The organism is uncultured Ferrovibrio sp. (genome assembly GCF_937960835.1).
Lineage (GTDB): Bacteria > Pseudomonadota > Alphaproteobacteria > Ferrovibrionales > Ferrovibrionaceae > Ferrovibrio.
In genome coordinates, this window is sequence record NZ_CALGPC010000011.1 from 93,344 (window position 1) to 112,633 (window position 19,290).

Sequence of the window (19,290 nt, forward strand, 5' to 3'; positions counted from 1 at the left end):
GAAGCATTTTGCTGCGTATGCGAAATTTTGATAGCGCGTCGCAATTGCAATCCAACGCGCCCGCTTGGGGCAACCGCACAGCCATGTTAACTCTGGGTCAACACAGAGCCGCCACAAGGATTTGCCGGCGCGAACCCAGCCGGTAAGGACAGTTTTATGCCGTTTGAAACACCGCTGATCACAATGCTGGCCCTGGCCTTTGTGATCGCCTTTGCCTTCGGCTTTGTGGCGCGGCAATTCCGCCTTTCCCCGCTCGTCGGCTATCTGCTGGCCGGCATCGCCGTCGGGCCTTACACGCCGGGCTATGTGGCCGATACCGTGCTCGCGCAGCAGCTGGCCGAAGTCGGCGTCATTCTGCTGATGTTCGGCGTCGGCCTGCATTTCTCGCCTCGCGACCTGACGCGGGTCCATTGGATCGCCATCCCGGGCGCGCTGGCGCAGATCATCGTCGCCTCCGTGCTGGGCTTCGGACTGGCTCAGGTCTTCGGCTGGGGTGTTGGCGGCGGCGTGGTCTTCGGTCTGGCGCTGTCGGTAGCCAGCACCGTGGTGCTGCGGCGCGCTCTGGAGGCGCGCGGCGAAATGGACAGCGAGCATGGCCGCATCGCCGTGGCCTGGCTCGTGGTCGAAGATGTCTTCATGGTCGCGGTGCTGCTCTTCCTGCCTGCGCTTGCCGATACGCTGGGCGGCAGGCCCGCCGCCTTCGCAACCGAGAATCTCGCCTTCGACCTGCTGCTGACGGTATTCAGAATTGCCGCTTTTGCCGTCCTGGCGGTGGTCGTCGGACGGCGCGCCATACCCTGGCTGCTGCAGCGCGTGGCCGCCACGGAATCGCCTGAGCTTTTCACGCTAGCCGTTCTGGCCTGCGCGCTCGGCATCGCATGGGCTGCCGCCCTGCTCTTCGACATCTCTTTCGCCGTCAGCGCCTTCTTTGCCGGCGTCATCATGAACGAATCAGAGGTCAGCCGCGATGCGGCGCGGCGCTCGCTGCCATTCCGCGACGCCTTCGCCGTGCTGTTCTTCGTCTCGGTGGGCATGCTTTTCGATCCGTCGCTTCTGACCGACGCGACCTGGCCGCTGCTGGCGGTATTGCTCATCATCATCATCGGGAAGTCGCTGGCGGCTTTCCTGATCGTCCTGGCCATGCGCCATCCGCTGATGAGCGCGCTGACTGTCTCAGCCAGTTTGGCTCAGATCGGGGAATTCTCGTTCATCCTGGTGAGCATGGGCGTGTCCTATGGTCTCTTGCCCATGGAAGGACGCGATCTGGTACTGGCCGGCGCTTTCCTGTCGATCGCCAGCAATCCGCTGCTCTTCCGGCTGCTGGCGCCGGTCGAATCCTGGCTGCGGGAACGTCCCGATCTTTTGCGCCGCCTCGGCGCCAAGGACGATCAGGAGATCGACTGAATTTCAGAAGATCGGTTAGCTGGGCAGCGCGCCGCCGTGACGCCGCCGCGGCGGGAAGCTGCTGTGCACGGAAACCTGTTCCGCGGGCTGCACGGTCTGATCAGCCCCGGCAGCGATGCCAGGATCGTTCAACGGCTCTTCCGCTGGCGGCGCAGCCGCGATCTGGGGCGGCTCGGATGACGGGTCGGCCGGAACGGCATTTTCCTGCGGGGCATCCTCACGCCGCGTTCCTTCGAACACGGTGCGGGCGAATTTCTCGATATCGTCGGTCGGCAGCAATTCGCCGTAGCCCGGCGCATTGAAATCCCAATCGTAGTCGACGAGCGGCTTGTAGTTCACCACGCTCGGCTCGGTCAGCCACAGCTTGCGCAGCGCCGCCATGCGCAACGCCGCCGGAACGCCCTTCTTCATGAAGACCGAGAAGTCGCTTTCCGCCGTCAGGCTCTCGATTGGCGGCAGCGTTGCAGGATCGACGGCTTCCTCCTCTTCCTCCGGCGCCTGCACGGACGCGGAAGCGGCGGTCTGCTCTTCCGCGCGCACGGCCGCCTTGCGGCGCGCCCAGCGCGACAGGAAGGTCTCGTCCGGTTTGTCGGACTCGCCGCTCATTCGTCCTCCGGCATCTGGCGCAACGGATCGGAATCGTAGAGCCGCGATCGGCGCGCGAGCGCTTCCGGATCGGCGCGGTCACGGCGCCGCTTCTTGTATTCCTTCGTCGGCGGATGGCGCCGCACGTAATCGGCGACCCAGGCGAGGATCGAGTCCGGCATCGGCACGAAATCGACGACATCGTCGCCGGTATCGTTATGGGCATGCGCCTCGCCCGGATCAACGGAGGCGCCGACTAAGGTAATGCCGCGCTCATCGTCACAGCGGCGCAGGAAGACCCACACGGCCGGCTGCCGGCTTTCGAGGTTGTACTGATAGGTCTCCGTCTCGTGGCGATACAGCGCCAGTTCGGCCGGGCCGGCATAATACCATTCCCAGCCATCGCCTTCCGACAGCCTGGTCCAGGGCTCGGATTCCGGCACGCCGGGCAGAATCTGCACTGGCTTCCAGGCGTGATCCACCCAGGGATTGTTCAGCTTCCGCCGTTCCAGAATCACGCCCACCATGCGTGTTTCCGTTTCAGGTGGTCTGATGACATCGCCCATGTTCAACTTCCCATCCGTAGCGGCAAGTTTACCACGAGGTTCTGCGGTTTCATCCGCACATGGCCATCTTTTTCCATCGCAAGGCCAAGATAGACCGGACGGCCGGCGACGCGCGGCAGCATCAGAGTCGGATCGCGGAATTCCAGGCGAAACAGAGCCAGCACCTGCCGCAGGCGATCGTCATCGACTGGCTTGCCTTCATAGAGATCGTTCATAATCGCACTGGCCGTGGCATCCAGGCCGACATGCCAGACCCAGCGCTCGTCGCGGATCGTCTGCACGGGCTGAACCTGCACGGCGGCGCCGGTCAGCCGCTCGACCCAAAGTTCCAGCACGCGGGCGAAGGCATCCTGGCCCGGCCGGGTGAAGCTGAAATCCAGCACGAAGTCATGCCGGTCGCTGCGCTTCCAGTACTGGCCGGCGTTTTCCTTGGTGAGGATATCCATGTCCACGCTGCGCAGCGCCGTGCCCGCCTGGGCCGCCAGCGCGCCCAGCGAGCCGAAACCCTGGCCTGCGGCCAGCATCTCGACCGTTTCCTCATCGGCCAGAAGGATCGATCCTTCGCGGATCGTGGCCTTCTGCGTGCGGAAGAAAAGCTCAGCCGCCCGCGCGCGGAACGGATCGTCGCTGGCCTTTAGCAGATCGCGCAGGATCGCTGCAGCCAGGTGATCCAGAAACATCGCCGGCACTGCCGGCGCCTCGGGCTGGAACAGGCCGACATAGGCGGCTTCCAGTGTGCCGGATTTTTTCAAATGATCGCGGAAACGCAGGAAGATCGCATAATTCTCCCGCGCATCGGCATCTGCCAGTCGATCAAGCTCGTCATCGCCAACCATACGCAACGGATCGGTCAGCAAAGCGGCATGCAAGGCACGTTCATTCTCGCAGGCCTCATCCGGCGGCAGCATTTCCGGCCGGCTGAGATAAGCGCGGATGAAGTCGCCGCCGACCTCAAGCCGACCGGATGCGTCGCGGTCGAGCAGTTCATAGCCGCTGCTGATCCAGAATGGCTCAGGCATCCGGTTCGATCTCCCAGATTTTCGCATGCGGCTTCTCGCCCGGCGGCTGCACGATACGGAACTGCTCACGGATGGCATCGCCCTCGATAAACCGGGTCAGCGCCATCAGTGTATTGATCGGCTGCTCACACAGCGAGACGGCGTAGTCGATCTCATCCTTCGCCGCAGCCCGCGCCGCATCGAGGTCGGGCGCGTCGTAGTAGTCCCATAAATGCTGCGCCAGGGCTTCGATGGCGGCGCGGTAATCCTCGTCCGTCGCGCTGCTGATCGTCACCAGGGTCGACCAGCCGAAGCTGCTTAAGCCCAGGAAGCCATTGGCAAAGGCCTGCCGCTGTTGCCGGCTCAGCTTGTCCGGGTCGGCATCGGCAAAAGCAAAGGTGCCCGGCACCGCCCATTCACCAGGCTCGGCCGCCTGCGGAAAGACGCGAGTATCGGATTCATCGAAACGGATGCAGCGCAGCAGCTTCATGACGCCGATCCCACCGGCTCGGGCAAGACCCAGCTTGGCCGCCGCAGCGCCTCGCGCAGACCGCGCCAGGTCTTGGTTGCGCCATCCTGCCGCCAGGCATCGCCGTTCGGCTCGATGTTGAGCTGCTTGTCGCGCAGATTGTGCAACACCGCGCGGCGGACCGGCTCGATGCCCTCTTCCTGCCAGCGGTCCAGCCACAGCAGCATATGACGGCTGAAAGCCTCCACCAGTTTCGGCACGGCGACCTCGCCGCAGCCTTCTTCCGCCAGATTGGTGTATTCCAGTTCCACGCCCGGGGCATCGTCTTCCGCGCTGCCCGTCATCTGCACGGCGATGCCGATCACCAGCCAGTCGGGCACATCGCTCATGCCCTGCTTTTCCACTAGCGGTCCATGCGCCACGCGGATGCCGCCGACACAGGCCTCGTTGACCAGCAGCCGGTCGGGCCAGTCGATGCTGGCAGGCGTCTCCGCCGGCGCCACGGCCGCCAGGCCGTCATGCAATCCCAGAATGCCGACATAGGAAAGCGTCAGCGCCACATCGATGGTATCCAGCGGCCGCAACACCACCGCCGCTTCGCAACGGTCCTGACGATCGACCCAAAGCAGCAATCCGTCTTCCGCATTGTCTTGCGCTGCGGCCCTGCAGGCTGTCTCGAAAGCATTCTCCAGGCAAAGCCGTGCCGCATAGCCCGGCGGAAAGCTGGGCCAATCTTCATCTCTCATGCCGCGTCTCCCAAACGCGCCAGCAATCTTTCGGCCTCGGCCAGATCCTCGGGCGTATTGGCGTTGAAGAATGGATCGACCGGATGGACGGCGAATTCGGCGTGAACCAGACGATGCCGTCCCGTCCATATGTCGACCTTGCGAATGCCTTCCCCAACCACCGCCCGATGCAGATCCTCATACAGCCGCACGGGCCACAGCCCTACCACCGGATGCGCCTGGCCTGCTGAGACAGCGCAGGCAAGATCGGCCTTCGCCGCATCGCGCGCCGCGATCATATGCGCAACCAGATCGCGCGGCAGGAAGGGCGCATCGCTGGGAACCGTGACGATGTCGGTAATCTCCGGGCGGTTCTGCCTGGCCCAGGCCAGCCCCGCCAGAACTCCGGCAAGCGGTCCGGCAAAGCCTTCCACCGCATCGCCCGCCACCGGCAGGCCATACGGCGAGAAGCGTTCGGGATCGCCATTGGCATTGATGACAATGCCATCGACCTGCGGCCGCAGGCGCTCAAGAATCCGGTCGAGGATCGGCCGCCCGCCGATCGTCTTCAGTCCTTTGTCGCCGCCGCCCATGCGGCGCGCCAGACCGCCGGCCAGTACAACACCCAGCACATTCCGCATCAGGCAGCCTCGTCGTCGCGACTGCCCTTGCGCTGCAGCTTGGCGGATTCGTCAGCCACGGCGGCGGGGTCGACATCGAAGCGCAGCCGCTCGGCGCCGGAAAGCGCGATGAAGCGCCTGCCCTTGGCGCGGCCGATCAGCGTCATGTTCACCTGCCGCGCCAGTTGCACGCCCCAGGCGGTGAAGCCGGAACGGCTGATCAGGATCGGAATCCCCATCTGCGCCGTCTTGATCACCATCTCCGAGGTCAGGCGGCCGGTGGTGTACATGATCTTGCCGTCCGGCGAGATGCCATGCACCCGCATATAGCCGGCGATCTTGTCGATGGCGTTATGGCGGCCGACATCCTCCATGTAGATGAGCGGCCGATCCTCCTCGCACAGGACGCAGCCATGGATTGCCCCGGCCTCCAGATACAGCGACGGCGTGAGATTGATCTTCTTCGACAGAGCGTAGATCCAGGAGGTATGCAGCACCGCGGCCTCGTCCAGCCGCACGCTTTCCACCGCATCCATCATGTTGCCGAAGACAGTGCCCTGGGCGCAGCCGGAGGTCTGCGTCTTCTTCTTCAGCCGGGCCTCGTAATCCGTCTGCCGCGCCGTGCGCACCACGATGGTGTCGATCTCGGCATCGTAATCGACCCCCGTCACCTCGTCATCGGGCAGCAGCATGCGCTGATTGATCAGATAGCCCAGCGCCAGATAATCCGGATAATCGCCGATCGTCATCATGGTGACGATCTCCTGTCCGTTGAGGAACAGCGTCAGGGGGCGCTCGACCGGCACCTTGGTTTCGACCGGCTGGCCATCGTGATCGATCCCCTGGACGGTCTCGGTGAGCCGTGCATCCAGGGGATCGGGCTTGACCAGGAATTCAGCCTGGGAGGGATCGGGCGTGTATTTCGCAGGGCGCTGCTGATTCATGTCTTCTATATAGAGCAGGCCTCAGCCCGTGGCGATGTATTGCCGCAGGGCCTCGGCCTCCATCTCGGTATTGGCGATGCGCCGCTTCACCACGTCGCCGATGGAGATCATGCCGGTCAGCCTGCCGTTATCCACCACCGGCAGGTGGCGGATACGGCGCTTGGTCATCAGATGCATGATGTCTTCCACCGTATCCTTGCTGGAGCAGATCATGACATTCTTGGTCATGATGCTGTCGACGTTTTGCTGGAGGATATCGGCGCCCACCATGGCCATGCCGCGCACGATATCACGCTCAGACAGGATTCCGGCAATGCTGCCATCGGGCCGCAGGACCAGAACGGCACCAATACCCTTGTCGGCCAGGATCTGGCAGGCTGTTTCGACGCTGTCGGTCGCATTGGCGGTAATCACACCCGGTTTCTTCTCTTTCAGGATCGCGGCAACCGTCATGTGTTTCCTCCGTCGCTGATGCTTTGCCCCGGGTCTTTCAGCCGGGCGCAAGCTCATTGCTTATGAAGCTGCTTATGTATGAATCTGGGTTGATTGGCGCCGCCCACAAGGCAGCACGATCCCATCCGGTCAAACCGGCGCTCAATCCGGCCGCATGGCCAGGTGGAAGAACTGAGGCAAAGGAAAACATCCGCTCGGGGGCGCGGCGGTGCGCGCGCCTTCCGATACGGCTCAATTTACCGGTGCGTCCTGCGCGCAGCATACGCGCCTCCGGTGCTACGGCGCGGATCATGCCGCACCTGCCCGGCCAGTCTCCACCCGAGGAGCCGCTCTGGCAAGCCCGTTCCGGCTGAAGCAGCAGGACGGGCCGTCTGACTAAGCCGATCACCACCCACACACTGCCGGCATGGGGGCCATAAGGGTTTGAACTATCTACCGGATCGCCGCAGGAGGAAGTTGGCCCAAAGCTGCCCTGAGGCCTTGCGGGGAACGCCCTCTTCGGTTAAGGTCCGCGCCGTTTTCGACCCCCCGGCCAGGGCTTTTCCGCCTTGCCGGTCCCTTGCGGAGAGGTGCCAGAGTGGTCGATCGGGGCGGTCTCGAAAACCGTTGTGCGGGCAACCGTACCGTGGGTTCGAATCCCACCCTCTCCGCCAGTGTTGTATTATTTTCAATAACTTACGAAGAAAAATGAGCCCAACCCACGAGGCGACCCACAAGTTTGAAACCGAACGCCGACGAACGGGAATAGACGGTAATTGGGCTTTTGAACTGGTCCGCACGCGTTGGCAGTGTTTGGTTTCTATGGTCCCCGCGGTTTGAACTCGGCGATCCGCTTGGCCATTTCTCCTTCGGCGTATTGCAGGTCAACGCCGCCGAGCACGAAGACAGGGTATTGAGATCGACCACAGAGAAGTTGTGGTCGCCGCTTTCGTCGAGAAACAGGATCTTCATTCACCAGACCGCCAGCAAGAGCCCGCGAGCATGTAGCAACTTAGGCTTGCCGAACCAGCACCGCCATCGCATCTTCGGTTTAAAGATGGTGGGGGTCGTCAAGGGGAGCCTATGGCAAAAACGACCGCGCTCGACACGGCGGCAAAGGTGGAACTGGCAAAGACGATCGTCCGGCGCCTCTCGCAGGAGCTCAACAATGCGTTCGCTTTGCGCGCGATTCTGATGCGCGCAAACGACGATGCGGAACTCCGGAAGGTTTTTCATCAGACCTATGAGGCCAACGGCCTGAATGTCGTCACCCATGCGCTGATGAATCAGCTCATCCTAACGCTGCTGAAAATGCACGATGCCTACGAGCCGACCAACAGTCGCACGAGCAATCGCGCGTCGCTCCCACATATAGGTCATCTCTTATCCGATCCGGACGTGGCGGCCGCATTCATCGAGGAGGCTCGGAACTAGAATCCAGGCCTAGATCTCGCGGATAGAAACGAGTCGCTTGTGCGAGAACGGATCGCGCGAATACTGACGCGGATCGAGAGCTTCAAATCAGGCGCCCGGCTGCAGTGGCTCAAAACGTTGCGCCGATTCCGCAACGAACATCTGGCACACCTATTGTTCGGCCTGACGTCAGCCGAGCGCGCGAAATTCGGCTATATCGGCTTCCTATTGAGAGCTACAGCTCCGGTGATCGAGGACCTACGCTTGGCTGTGCACGGCGAGGGCTACGACGCGAGCGACACGGCTAAGGTAAACGATCACATAGCTGACGCCTTCTGGCAGGCTGTCGTGCTTGGAATGCGGGCCAAGCAGAAGAAGTCAGCCCGCGAGCGCCGACAGAAAACGACATCTCGAATCTCACGCCGGCGGGTCAAGCTATCCTGTCACACGACGCCGTCGCGCTCGGATCATCGCGGCCCACTATAGGAATTAAGAGGAGCTAGTGCACGAGGGATGCCATCGCACGCCTACACTGACCTTGAACGCGAGGTGATCGTTCTAAAGGCAGTGACCGATCTCATTGACGACATGGTGAACTACGAAATCTTCGGGACGCTCCCGCGCACCGACGACATGAATCTGGTGTTCAAGACGAGCACCCATCAGCGCCTATTCAACGTGCTGCTCAACGACATGTTATCGAGGCCAAGACAGGATGACTTTGGCCTTCCTGCGTTCCCGGCAGATGCCTCAGGATCGGCCGAAACCTTCCTCTACTATCTTCGGCTCATCAGTCGGCGCCCAATGTTGAACACGGTTGGAACCGCGCTTGCCAAGCCCGTCGAGGCATTCGCCGCTTGGTTGGACGCCGAATGTCATGTCGAGGACGTTTCGTTGAAGTCAATCGACCTCAACGTAGCGATCCGTGTGCCGCGCATGTCATTTATCAAGATATGTGGGGACATTGCAAAGCACAGCTTGCCTCGGATGAGTTTCACTGCGCGCCGAATCCAAAAATTACTCGCAGACAATGGTCATCAGATTGGCATCGAGGAGGCTTATTTGGCGATGCCAGATTTCTATGAATGGTTCCATACTGGCATCTTTAACTACCATAGCAGTGCCATCGGTGAGTTTCTCAATAACATTAGGTGGGGTATCTACGATTATCTGAGCCCGGAGTTCTCTCGGTCCTACAGGAAGACCGATGCCCCGCTCGGCTACAGGTTCGACTATCCCGACGGTTGCACCAGCGAACTCGCACGGTCGATGTATTGGGACCTAATGAACTGGGCCAGATCGACGCCCTACATGCCCCGGTTCGAGGTCACGAAGTACCTAAAGATGAGGTATTGACGCATAGACACAGAGCAACTCGGAGCGATCCTGAACTCCTGATGTTAGCTGCGGGTCACGGAGCATGCCGAGCGCGCCGGCTTGATGCGGATGTTTAGCCCTTTACAGATTCAGCGGGGCCAGCGGCTCGCCCGGCGTCTCGTCGCTCGGGAACTCGATCAGCGTCGCCATCACGATCTCCTCGGCCCGGTGCAGGGCTTCGAGGTTCTTCGGGAGACCGCTCGGCAGTTTCGGCTCGTTGCTGAGCATCTCGTTCAGCATCCGGTGCGCCTCGGCGCTCTTGGCCTGAACGTGCGCGTCCAGTTGCCCGCTCCGCTGGAGCTGGTTGAACATCTTTGGCGCCTGCCGGCGCATCGCTTCGAGATACGCGATCTTGAACTCCATCGGTGTCCTCCTGACGCCCGACTGTAGCACGCGCGGCCGGCTCTGTCATGCCGGGCCGGTAATCCGTCGCCGGACGATCAAAACCAAGGGTTACCGGGTCCGGGTATTTCCCGGTGCGTTCGCCGAATGCCTCGACCTCGGGGCCGGTCATCCGCCGGACAGCGACCATCCCGGCGATAGCATCGTCGTAGGCCCGGCGCGAGAACCATGCATCGAACTGAGGATCGTATATAGACCCGTCCGGCGCCTCGACAACGGCATGGAAAATCCGGCCCTTGGTCGGGTGCCCTACGGTGGCGATCACATAGTCGCCATCGCCGCGAATCGCCGCTTCGGAAGCAAAGCGATAGCAGAGGCCAGCCCGATCCGGCTTGGTCTTTAGCGTGCCTTCCCGGACGGCTTGCCGGATTTCTTCGACGGTTTCGTAGACTTGGCGGGCCGCTGGTACGGCTCCCCGGTCTTCGACTCCTCGATCCTGAGTATCGGCTTGTTCGCCACGTGTTGCCTCCTGTTCGACGGTAGCACTGATCGGGGTTTCTGTCGCCTGGGCCGCATTCTCCAGCCGAGCGACGGTCTCGGTGTCGCGCGACAGGTTGGCCCAGTTCATCCGAGAGACGCGCGCTGCCTCCGCCTCGGGCATGCCGGCGGCGCGCGCCAGTTGGCGGCGCCCTTCCGGGGTGCGTTCGGTGAACCACGCCGGGGGCTGCATCGGCTCTGCCAGGGCGCCGGGCTCAATGCGGAAATTCTCGCCCTTTACGGGCTCGGCGTCTCGCTGGGAAACTCGATCAGCGCGTTCATCACCGCTTCCTCGGCCAGTTTCGCCGCGGCCGGGTCCTTCGGTGCTCCGCTCGGCAGCTTCGGCGCGTCGCGCAGCAGGTCCGCCAGCATCGCGTGCGCCTCGGCGCTCTTGGCTTGAACGTGTTCGTCCAGTGTCCCGCTGCGCTGGAGCTGGTTGAACATCTTCGGCGCCTGCCGGCGCATCGCTTCGAGATACGCGATCCTGAACTCCATCGGCTGAACTTCCCTGCTCCGAGACGGCGATCACGCGGTAGGCGTGAACGTGGCGACGGTAATCGCCTGGACGGAATATGACCATTAAGAAGCCGGTGGGTTCAACTTGCCACACTGGCTGCTTGCCCTGGCTAAGTCGACTGCTTCCTTGCGAACCCTGTGTCGCGCATCTTCCGCAAAGTTCTCTGCCATGAGTTTTTGGAAGCCGAGTGGGTTGCGCTCGCAATGATAGTAGTAGTGGCGCATCTTGCGGTCCTTCTCGGCACTCTCGGTTTCCGCGCGCGATGGCCTGGACCGGCCCGTGATTTTTCGCCAGGTGCGCCACGCCTGCCATAGGCTGAAGGTGAGCGCGATGATGCCCAGCCATTCTGGACCAAAATACTCGAACAGAGCGATGCCGGCCGGAATGATGACCAGCCAGAGCGCCAGGAGCCCCTTCAGAAGCAGATTCTGCCGCCTTCGCTCTTGAGCGTACTTATCAGCATCTGCTTTGACCTGTTCCTTGGTCCTGGCCGGCACATAGGCATAAATCTCCCGCAGGTTTCGCGCCGCAGGATTGGCCCGCAGGAATGCGTCCAAGTCGGCCGCTTTCGATGAAAGTGTAATTTCGCCGGCATCGGGCTCGAACCACGCGAACAGATGGCCTCCAGCCCCATTGCCATGCACTGCGATCAAATCTTCCTTCTCGTCAAGCGCCGACGCCATCAGCGGCACAGGAAATCGGCCGATCCATCGCCGCGTCTCCTCTTCAAGCAAGGCTGCGGCTCGGGCCGAGCCCACGGGCTCAGTGAACACGAGGCAAAGTGTGGCCAAAGGCACGCTTGGTACCGGCGGCTGGTACTCGACAAAATACGCGCCGCGATGCTCCTTGAGCGGCTCGAAGAACAGTTCGTCTTGCGCGGTTCCATCTGACATGGAATGGAACTGTATCCCTCACGACGCCGCTGAGCTACGCACTAGACCAGGGCTTGACACTGCGACGGGGGCGATTGGCCTTCCAGGCAGCGATCTCGCTTTCATACCAGCCGACCGAATTTCTACTTAGCTCCACTGGCGCAGGGAAGTCGCCGGCCTTAATCTTTCGGTAGATCGTGGCCCGGCTCAGGCCGGTCTCGCGTTTGACTTCGGGGAGGCGCAGAATGCGCCCCAGGCCAATCGTTTCCACGGTCATTCAGTCGCCTCCGTGTCTCCGCGGCAGGGGCGGCCGGTTACAGGTGTTCCGGACCCGAATTACCGGCGCCACTGGCGGTGCCGATGCTTCACGAAGCCATGGTCGGCGTCCAGTCTCAGTCATTCGCCAGGACAAAAGAAACCCCGCCTATGGGGCGGGGCTTCGTGACTTTCGAACAGGAATGGTGCGCTTACGTCCGCGCCGCCCTCCCAGTCTCAAGTGTCGCGTCGATTTGGTCCGAGACCATGCTGTAGCCCGAGCGCAGTGGCTCCAGCATTTCGTCATCCCAGCCCAGGCGCCGCAGCGTTGCCGCGAAGGCATCGTGAGCGGCGATTACGTCCAACATTGCAGCGCCAAGTGCGCACACATCCTCGCGCGCGAGCTTTGGGGCTTTCCTGGTTGATACGGCAGCTTTCATTGGTTCCACCCTTGCGTCTGGCCTCAACAAGTGTGTAACTTACACATATTCACGCTTATGTCAAGCAACTTACACACTTGACACAACTTGCTGGTCCGGCAAATAATCTTGCCATGGAACATGAGCGACTAGACCAACGGCTCCAGCTTGTGATTTCGCGCCGGCAGATCGCTGCGGTGGATGCATGGCGCCGAGAGCAACCGGACCTTCCTTCTCGCTCTGAGGCAATTCGGCGCTTGATCGAAATTGGATTCGCGAAAGATCCTCGGAAACCCCAGCGGAAATCTCCATAGGAGGCGCGGAGCATTCCGCGCGGTCTAGTCGAAACGCCGGCCGAAAAGTCCGCCAGTGTCGGTTGCGTCAGTGAGCTTGGTGTCCATCACATAGGATTGAATATCGAAGCCACGCTGAAAGCCCTCTTTGGGAAGAGCGTCGGAGTTCATCGTCACGATATATTGAAATCCGGCCGCCTTGGCTCGTTCGGCGCCAAGTTGAAGCGCCTTAGCCACCTGCCGTTCGTCGACGCCGTCGAAAAGATGACTGTCGTGGATCAAGAATCCCGGACCACGTCCCTGTTTGATGCTGAGTTCCGTAAGCATCAGATCGAAACAGAATATTTGCATATTGGTGATCCCCTTACTGCGTTGCCCTTCGATATGAACCTCGAACTGGGGACCGTTTCCGGTTTCAGAGATGGTGAGGTTGCCTGCCTTTTCATAGAGGGATTCAGATAGCGATTCGAAGGCGAGGATCGCCTCTCGAATGATTGCTTCGCGCTCATGGATATCGTCGCGCAGCGCCTTGGTCAGATTGGCCCGCTCGATATCCAACTCAGCTTTGGTGCTCTCTATCCGCTCTGCGGTGTCAAGGCGCTGTCGAAGACTTTCAACCTCCGCCTCGGCGCGACCGGCTTCCTCACGAAGACTTGTATAGTGTTCCAGCGCGCCGCCAGACCGTAGAACGGTCATGATTTGACGCCGGCGGTGGTCTAGCTCCGTCGCGCGTTGGTCTCGCTGAGACATGCGCGCTTCTGCTGAAGCAATTTCAGCACTTAGATGCGCTCGGCGATTCTCGATGACGGTAAGGTGGAAGCGTTCAACCTCATCGAACCGACGGCGTACCACGTCGGGAAGTAGAACGCCGGCTTCGGCGTAGAGCTTGGTGACATCGCCAAGAGCCGGCGCATCTTCCTCGCTAAGTGATGCCCGAAGCTGTTGGAGCAGATCGCCATCCATCAAGTTCTCGACGTTCAGGGCGTCAATCTGGCGCGTGATCTCATTGGCCTCACGCTCAAGTTCCTTGTACTCCGGTACAACCTCGAAATTACCGAGCTGCTCCCGGAGCCTCTGCGCCCTGGCTTCAGCGATCGTCAGGCGCGTGCGCAGGTCCGCTGCCTTGCCGAAAAAGCGGCCGAGATCGCCGCTACGAGCAGCCTTACGTAGCTCCTGCGCGACTTTTTCCTGCCCGCGTAATTCTTGAAATTTGCCAGGGATGGTCCAGTCCAACCCCAGGAGATAGCAGATCGAGACCTGCTGATCCCAAGTCTGCTGCATAATCGAATGCTGCATCGGCTGTTGGAAGCCACCGCCAAGCTGTCGTCGCGCGAAGTAGGAAAACAGAGAACGGAAGGATGGATGAAAGCGATTGGTTTCATCGCCCCCCGACGCCGGCAAGCCGAACCAGAGAGCGCCCAGGTTCGCTTTCCAGTTCTCATTGGAGAGTTCGAAATGGCCGGCGCGCTCATCGAATTGCGGAGATACCGGCCAATCTTCGACCGCTCCATTCACGCTGATACGGCTCGGCTTTGAGCCGCTGCGTGCGGCCGAAACCGTTTCACCAGCGATATCGACAGCGACATCGAAGGTCCATGGCGACAGGACGTCCGAGCGAAAAATACTTTCTTTCCTGACATCAGCACCGAATAGGAAATGGACCAGCTCGACGAAGCTAGTCTTCCCGGCACCGTTACGTGACTGACGATCTGTAGCACCCGCGCTTTTATCAGCGAGCAGGATATTCAATCCTGGTTTGAAGGTCAGAGTTTTGAAGGACGCGAGATCGCTGCCGATTCGTCGGATCATGGAGCAGCCCTCCGAACCAAGCCACGATCGAACTCCAACGCACCAATTGTGTAAAGCAGGTCAAGCGAAAGAATGAACCATTGATAGTCAATCGGAGCATTGGGTGTGTGGAGCGTCCGCCGTCCGCGCACCTCATCCCAAAGCCGAGATACAGTCATCGGTCGCTTTAGGATCTCAAGCACCTCGGCGCCGACGCCGATGAGAGCACGATCAGGACGGACATGTTTCGTGGGCAGGATCATGACATGTCCACTGAGGCGACAGGGTCCTCAAAGATATCGCATTTATCGAAGAAATAAGCCAAGACGGCAAGCGCCGCGCCCTGGCGCTTCGGTTCGCCGTTCATGCCTGCATAATCCTGCAGGTGCTTGAAGATCATATCGGCGGGAAGGTCGTACGCCTTCAGTTCGGCGTAGCGCTTCCGGAAAGCCTCGGCGATGCGTTCGCCGAGATCGGGCCTAGGACTCTTGCCAAAGAAAATATCAACTAAGCCTGATTTGCGACGGCCCATGCGAAGCAAGAGACCGGACTCCTCGGAGAGTGCGTTCTTTTGGAGCTTTTCCAACGTGGGGGGCGTCAGCGGGGGATCGCCGACATTGGGCTCCTGACGCTGTAGGGCTTTAATGACAGGCACCAAATCAGCCATGACTAGGCGATCAACAATGGCGATCGATGCTGCGGGGCCAAACAGAGCCTGCAACGCAACTAAGTCGAGGCCCATGGTGAGCTTCAAGAGTTCTGGTTCCGACCACGTTTCAATGGTAATTGGCGCATGCGCCTGCCGCAGGCCGTCGATATGCCGCACTGCATTAGGCGGGAGGCCACGATCATCATTGTGGACAAAAATCCATTCCTCCATGTCCGTCTTCCAGTGGTCGCGGGCGCCGAGAAAGTCCTTGTCGATCTTGGCGATGAGTTCAGCTTCCTTCATCACGTCAGGGGCGTAGCATTGGAAGATGGACTTCGTGCTGATGCGCCGGCCGTCACACTTCAAGTCGCCATGAGGACCATAGGGACGCACCTCCTCGAAATCGGCGCCGAAGGCATAACCAGCCAGGAGAACGAACCATTCCTGAAATGCCGCTCCCCGTTTGGTGTGGAATGCCAACCGGAATCGGTCGACATAGATGGATCGTTGCAGTTCATCCATAGCGCGCCGTGCCCCCCTCGCACCGGCTATTGTGTGCCGACCAGTCTCTGGTCTTCCGCCATGTCTGTTAAGCGCGCCCCAGTCGGGGGGTGCACAGCCGCATTCAGCAATCCCCGTTCACGCCACGTAAAGGCGCTGGTACGGCGAGCGACCGGAGCCCAGTTCTGCATCATCGCAAGGACCCAGTCAGGAGACTGCGACGCGGCGCCGGGCGTGCGGCTTCGGTGTCGCAGGTACGGCGTTGGCCGACATGTCACCCAAATACTGGAGGCGAACCGCCCGACGGTGGGGTAGCTTCACGACCAGTTCCAACTTCCCGCCGACAGCCTCGACGTAGCTGCGCAATGTCGACAAATACATGTCGGCTTGGTTTTCTATCTTGGAGACAGACGGTTGTTTGATCTTGAGGGCCGAGGCGACGTCGGCTTGAGCCTTTCCAGCAATCTGCCGAAGTTCACGGAGGCTTTCGACCGGGTGGCAGAGCGCTTGCTGTTGGGCTTCGACAGCGAACCGCCGCTTGGCCGGCAGTTTTGTGACAATATCCGAAAAGTTCCGAGCCACCCTTGATTTCTCCCCGAGGCTTCGTATCCGTCGTTCACATCCGGAGAACCGGTACGCTCCCGACGGCACGCCCCGCAACCTGTCTCGATCTGGGCACATTCTCTTTGGTTGTATAGCTGTTAAGCTATGTACGGTCAATATTGCCGAGGGGGCCTGAGGGTGTTAACCGGTCAGGCACTAGTGGACCGAAGTGGCAGCGCACTGGGGGGGAATGACGATTGAAAGGGAAGAACAGGACGATGAGCCGGATGCACTGCCGCTGCACCTGGTGCTCAGAAAGCTGCCCTTATTCGATAACCTGTATCTCAATATGCAGGCCATGAACATCGGCGTAACGGACTTCGCACTCCAAGAGATGGAGGAGCATCTCTTGCGCCGATATATCGAGATCGAGCGCACGCCAACCATGGAAGCTGTCGTCGTATCGGCTTGGAGCCAGATGTGGATATTCGCACTCTACGAGCTGCTTCGGACATGGCGACGGAGGGCTAAGGAACTCATCGAGTACGGAGCGAAGCTGGCGGCCGCCTCGCCAGAGGCCCGCGCTGCCATCGTCAAGCAGAATGATGAGGCGCTAGTGAAGGCTGCTGCACTGACGATAGATGGCGCCCTTTATCATCGTCGGGCGTACGAGCGTATCGAGCAGGATCCTTCTACAATCGACCGACTGAAATCGGCATACGACGTGATCGCTCCCCAATATAGGTCAATTGAGGCGGTCCGGATCACGCTCGCGAAGCATGAAGTTCCAAAATCTGGCTTTCTGGCCCAAGCTCCCGGTTATGGCAGGATCGATATGGCGACCGGATCAATCTACTGGTCGATCATATTCAAGGACAATTCGCAGGCGATCATCTCGCGCAGAGGAATTGCGGACGGCATTCGAGAGCTGAGCCTGAGGCTTGATGCTGTGTCAGACGCCTGAGACTGCGACTCGCAACCGGAGATTCGGGCAGATCATGATTATGGACACCTGCCGCGCGCGGTATCGCCTGTGAGTCGATCAAGGCACACCCAGGAATAATCGCTCAATCTTTTGATTTCGTATCGGCCGAGCAGCAACAGCGCGACGAACGCGCCGCTTGCGAAGGCGATGCCCAGGTGCAGCAGTGGTGAGCGAAATAAGGCGTGCATACGCGAAACAGTACCCAGGCATTTCTAGTTTTCAAGCCGAGAGCGCGTGCACGGAGGAGACCATAATCAGCTTGCGGACGATTGGACGGGTGTTAATTGAGGTCGCGATGCTGAACTTGTGGTCGGATGACGGACCGATTAGATTCACTTGCCGGGGGCGAGATGTGGCAATTCCAAGCTTGGTAGTGGCCCTTCGAGCGCAAGCCCTCCACGAGATACCCGCGGCGCCTTGCTCCAAGCACCGAAACCGATAGACTGCTATCCTCGTTGGGAGCGGTTTCCAACTCAGAGTTCCTCGACAGCCTTGCTGCAGGCCCTCCAGGCACACCGACCCCTGGGCTCCCGACGCGGGCGCTGGCGGTGCCTTCTCTGCTGCCACCGATGGCTTCATCGGGGGCCAACCGGGCACGAATCCCCGGACCGCCAGCATCCCTGTCGAACGTGAAATCGCAGTGGAACCGGCCGTCATGCCGTCCCGCCGTGCGGCGCCCGAGAAGCGCGTTTGGAGTATCGGCGGTGCGTGGACCCACCAAGCTCAGTCGGCCTCACTTGTGGTGTCGTATACGACGGGAGAACGGTCAGCCGAGCACCCGCGGTGCCCCCGGCCGCCGGCTGGCGGCAGATTCCGCCGAAAGTGCACCCTCGATCGAGCGCCGCCCGGCCGCGGCGAGCGCTCAGCAGCGCAAAGATGGGCTCGGGTCAGTGCCCTTCGGGAGCATCAGTGACGCCCAGTAGTTCGCGCAGCTCGGCGTCGATCTGCTCCGGGGTCGCCTCGTAGGTGGCGACCGCGCCTGAGTGCTTGACCCGCTGCTGGTTGGTATATACGTCGCCACATTCCTTTGCGGCCTGTTCCAGCAGTTGGGCGGCCAGGGCGTAGTTGCCCCGCGCCTTCGCCCGCTGCTCCATGTCGTTCAACTCGCGAAGGCGAAATATGCGCTGTGCAATCGGAATCTCCGCCGTGTCCTTGAGGAACTGCTTCCGGGTCGCATCGAACAGATCCCGCCATTTCTGCGGGACTCTGTCGCCGTGGGATCCATAGGGGGCGTAATCGAACACCTGCCGGCGGTCCAGCTTGATCCCGAGTTTTTCGCCGACGATCTCGACGACCTCTGAGGGCGTTCGATAGCACGCCAATTCCATGACAATCAGGCGCTTAGTAGCTTCATCTAGTTTTGCCATCACTCGCAGTTCCGTCGGGTTGGTGTCGGTCTTGACTTGTCTGCCTCGCGCGGCTGGTTCCGCGCCCTCCATTGCAGATAGCCGGCGTGCAAGGCTTGCATGGAGCGAGTTTTGCCCTCTGGCGTCTTCGGCCCCGTGGATAGCCCGCCGTGCAGCTTGCAACGATTGCGCCCGCGTACGATGGGCGCCTGGCAAGGCACGCCGCCCCTGGTCTTCGCTCCGCAGCGCTGCTTAACGTCCGCCGGCATCGTGATCGCTCCTAGCCCATGACGCGCGCACGCGCCTGTGCGCGTACTGGTCTGGAAAGCCAGCGCCTCGCAGCCAGGCGCGCCATTGCACGGTGCATCGCTAGCTGTCCTTCGCCATCTCCAGCAGCCGGCCGGAGAGATGGCGCAGCGTTCGGCGCAGCATGAGGATAGTCTTGACGTAGTGGGGAACCGGCGTGCGGCCGTTCATCCAGCGCCAGATCGTTGACCGGTCGGCTCCCGTCAGGTCGGCAAGGAGGGCCGGCGATATCGAGAGATCGTGCATCTCCGCGCGCAGGTCGAAGTCATCGCCGTCGAGATCGGCCGCGGCGGCCTCCCGGGCAACGGCCTGTGCCTCAGCGGCGGCATTGGCTGGGTCGCGTTGCTCGTCCGTCATCGATCGTTCTCCAACGGGACCTTTGAGGCTAGGCTCGTGCGGTCGTT

At 61.0% G+C, this 19,290-nt stretch carries 25 protein-coding genes and 1 tRNA gene; 6 read left to right on the top strand and 20 right to left on the bottom strand.

Features of this window, described 5'->3' with window-relative positions:
- Positions 1-156: 156 nt before the first annotated feature.
- Positions 157-1,404 carry a cation:proton antiporter gene (locus tag Q0603_RS11475; protein WP_298725712.1) on the top strand — a complete coding sequence of 416 codons (1,248 nt, stop codon included), beginning with the start codon at positions 157-159 and terminating at the stop codon, positions 1,402-1,404.
- A 15-nt stretch (positions 1,405-1,419) separates the two neighbouring features.
- Here the strand turns inward: Q0603_RS11475 and Q0603_RS11480 are convergent, their stop codons facing one another.
- From Q0603_RS11480 to Q0603_RS11515, 8 genes are read right to left on the bottom strand one after another with little or no spacing between them, the layout of a single operon-like run.
- Positions 1,420-2,010, bottom strand: coding sequence for a DUF3306 domain-containing protein (locus Q0603_RS11480; protein ID WP_298725714.1), 591 nt, complete (start codon positions 2,008-2,010; stop codon positions 1,420-1,422).
- Positions 2,007-2,555, bottom strand: a complete 549-nt coding sequence (locus Q0603_RS11485; protein WP_298725718.1) for a DUF3305 domain-containing protein — start codon at positions 2,553-2,555, stop codon at positions 2,007-2,009. The genes Q0603_RS11480 and Q0603_RS11485 overlap by 4 nt, the downstream gene beginning before the upstream one ends.
- Before the next feature lie 2 nt (positions 2,556-2,557).
- The gene (locus Q0603_RS11490) at positions 2,558-3,574 is read right to left on the bottom strand and encodes a DUF6352 family protein (protein ID WP_298725720.1); all 1,017 of its coding nucleotides are present in this window, start codon (positions 3,572-3,574) and stop codon (positions 2,558-2,560) included.
- Positions 3,567-4,043 carry a DUF6505 family protein gene (locus tag Q0603_RS11495; RefSeq protein WP_298725722.1) on the bottom strand — a complete coding sequence of 159 codons (477 nt, stop codon included), beginning with the start codon at positions 4,041-4,043 and terminating at the stop codon, positions 3,567-3,569. Before Q0603_RS11495 ends, Q0603_RS11490 begins: the two co-directional genes overlap by 8 nt.
- Positions 4,040-4,768 (bottom strand): biotin/lipoate--protein ligase family protein, encoded by a 729-nt coding sequence (locus Q0603_RS11500; RefSeq protein ID WP_298725723.1) that lies wholly within the window; start codon positions 4,766-4,768, stop codon positions 4,040-4,042. Before Q0603_RS11500 ends, Q0603_RS11495 begins: the two co-directional genes overlap by 4 nt.
- On the bottom strand, positions 4,765-5,388 hold the full coding sequence (gene mobA / locus Q0603_RS11505; RefSeq protein WP_298725725.1) for a molybdenum cofactor guanylyltransferase MobA: 624 nt from the start codon (positions 5,386-5,388) through the stop codon (positions 4,765-4,767). Before mobA ends, Q0603_RS11500 begins: the two co-directional genes overlap by 4 nt.
- The gene (locus Q0603_RS11510; RefSeq protein ID WP_298725727.1) at positions 5,388-6,311 is read right to left on the bottom strand and encodes a formate dehydrogenase accessory sulfurtransferase FdhD; all 924 of its coding nucleotides are present in this window, start codon (positions 6,309-6,311) and stop codon (positions 5,388-5,390) included. Before Q0603_RS11510 ends, mobA begins: the two co-directional genes overlap by 1 nt.
- Before the next feature lie 21 nt (positions 6,312-6,332).
- Positions 6,333-6,764, bottom strand: coding sequence for a CBS domain-containing protein (locus Q0603_RS11515; protein ID WP_298725729.1), 432 nt, complete (start codon positions 6,762-6,764; stop codon positions 6,333-6,335).
- A 563-nt stretch (positions 6,765-7,327) separates the two neighbouring features.
- On the opposite strand from Q0603_RS11515, the gene Q0603_RS11520 reads away from it, so the two are divergent.
- Positions 7,328-7,417: transfer RNA gene (locus Q0603_RS11520), tRNA-Ser, on the top strand.
- A gap of 22 nt (positions 7,418-7,439) precedes the next feature.
- Here the strand turns inward: Q0603_RS11520 and Q0603_RS11525 are convergent.
- On the bottom strand, positions 7,440-7,715 hold the full coding sequence (locus Q0603_RS11525; protein ID WP_298725731.1) for a hypothetical protein: 276 nt from the start codon (positions 7,713-7,715) through the stop codon (positions 7,440-7,442).
- Between the two features lie 111 nt (positions 7,716-7,826).
- On the opposite strand from Q0603_RS11525, the gene Q0603_RS11530 reads away from it, so the two are divergent.
- The 3 genes from Q0603_RS11530 to Q0603_RS11540 are packed head-to-tail and all read left to right on the top strand — an operon-like array spanning position 7,827 to position 9,512.
- On the top strand, positions 7,827-8,177 hold the full coding sequence (locus Q0603_RS11530; RefSeq protein WP_298725733.1) for a hypothetical protein: 351 nt from the start codon (positions 7,827-7,829) through the stop codon (positions 8,175-8,177).
- A gap of 39 nt (positions 8,178-8,216) precedes the next feature.
- Complete coding sequence (locus tag Q0603_RS11535) at positions 8,217-8,642, top strand: hypothetical protein (RefSeq protein WP_298725735.1); 426 nt, start codon at positions 8,217-8,219, stop codon at positions 8,640-8,642.
- 27 nt (positions 8,643-8,669) lie between these two features.
- Complete coding sequence (locus tag Q0603_RS11540; RefSeq protein WP_298725737.1) at positions 8,670-9,512, top strand: hypothetical protein; 843 nt, start codon at positions 8,670-8,672, stop codon at positions 9,510-9,512.
- A gap of 102 nt (positions 9,513-9,614) precedes the next feature.
- Here Q0603_RS11540 and Q0603_RS11545 read toward each other — a convergent pair whose 3' ends face one another.
- The 8 genes from Q0603_RS11545 to Q0603_RS11575 form a co-directional block, all read right to left on the bottom strand.
- Entirely contained in the window at positions 9,615-9,896 is a 282-nt protein-coding gene (locus Q0603_RS11545) for a hypothetical protein (protein WP_298725738.1), read from the bottom strand.
- A 753-nt stretch (positions 9,897-10,649) separates the two neighbouring features.
- Entirely contained in the window at positions 10,650-10,907 is a 258-nt protein-coding gene (locus Q0603_RS11550) for a hypothetical protein (RefSeq protein WP_298725740.1), read from the bottom strand.
- Positions 10,908-10,991: 84 nt separating this feature from the next.
- Positions 10,992-11,822, bottom strand: a complete 831-nt coding sequence (locus Q0603_RS11555) for a hypothetical protein (RefSeq protein ID WP_298725742.1) — start codon at positions 11,820-11,822, stop codon at positions 10,992-10,994.
- Between the two features lie 34 nt (positions 11,823-11,856).
- Positions 11,857-12,078 carry an AlpA family transcriptional regulator gene (locus Q0603_RS11560; RefSeq protein ID WP_298725744.1) on the bottom strand — a complete coding sequence of 74 codons (222 nt, stop codon included), beginning with the start codon at positions 12,076-12,078 and terminating at the stop codon, positions 11,857-11,859.
- Between the two features lie 735 nt (positions 12,079-12,813).
- Positions 12,814-14,577, bottom strand: a complete 1,764-nt coding sequence (locus Q0603_RS11565) for an ABC-three component system protein (protein ID WP_298725746.1) — start codon at positions 14,575-14,577, stop codon at positions 12,814-12,816.
- Positions 14,574-14,819, bottom strand: a complete 246-nt coding sequence (locus Q0603_RS19365; RefSeq protein ID WP_366132581.1) for an ABC-three component system middle component 6 — start codon at positions 14,817-14,819, stop codon at positions 14,574-14,576. Before Q0603_RS19365 ends, Q0603_RS11565 begins: the two co-directional genes overlap by 4 nt.
- Complete coding sequence (locus tag Q0603_RS11570; RefSeq protein WP_298725748.1) at positions 14,816-15,727, bottom strand: ABC-three component system protein; 912 nt, start codon at positions 15,725-15,727, stop codon at positions 14,816-14,818. Before Q0603_RS11570 ends, Q0603_RS19365 begins: the two co-directional genes overlap by 4 nt.
- Positions 15,728-15,913: 186 nt before the next feature.
- Positions 15,914-16,288: an XRE family transcriptional regulator gene (locus Q0603_RS11575; protein ID WP_298725750.1), complete on the bottom strand. Its 375-nt coding sequence runs from the start codon at positions 16,286-16,288 to the stop codon at positions 15,914-15,916.
- Positions 16,289-16,499: 211 nt separating this feature from the next.
- Between Q0603_RS11575 and Q0603_RS11580 the strand changes: the two genes are divergently transcribed.
- Entirely contained in the window at positions 16,500-17,213 is a 714-nt protein-coding gene (locus Q0603_RS11580; RefSeq protein ID WP_298725752.1) for a hypothetical protein, read from the top strand.
- A 908-nt stretch (positions 17,214-18,121) separates the two neighbouring features.
- Here Q0603_RS11580 and Q0603_RS11585 read toward each other — a convergent pair.
- The 3 genes from Q0603_RS11585 to Q0603_RS11595 form a co-directional block, all read right to left on the bottom strand.
- A complete protein-coding gene (locus Q0603_RS11585) occupies positions 18,122-18,673 on the bottom strand; it encodes a DUF2280 domain-containing protein (protein WP_298725754.1) in 552 nt (183 codons plus the stop codon).
- Entirely contained in the window at positions 18,601-18,849 is a 249-nt protein-coding gene (locus tag Q0603_RS11590; protein WP_298725756.1) for an HGGxSTG domain-containing protein, read from the bottom strand. Before Q0603_RS11590 ends, Q0603_RS11585 begins: the two co-directional genes overlap by 73 nt.
- A 100-nt stretch (positions 18,850-18,949) precedes the next feature.
- Positions 18,950-19,243 carry a hypothetical protein gene (locus Q0603_RS11595; RefSeq protein ID WP_298725758.1) on the bottom strand — a complete coding sequence of 98 codons (294 nt, stop codon included), beginning with the start codon at positions 19,241-19,243 and terminating at the stop codon, positions 18,950-18,952.
- Positions 19,244-19,290: the final 47 nt, after the last annotated feature.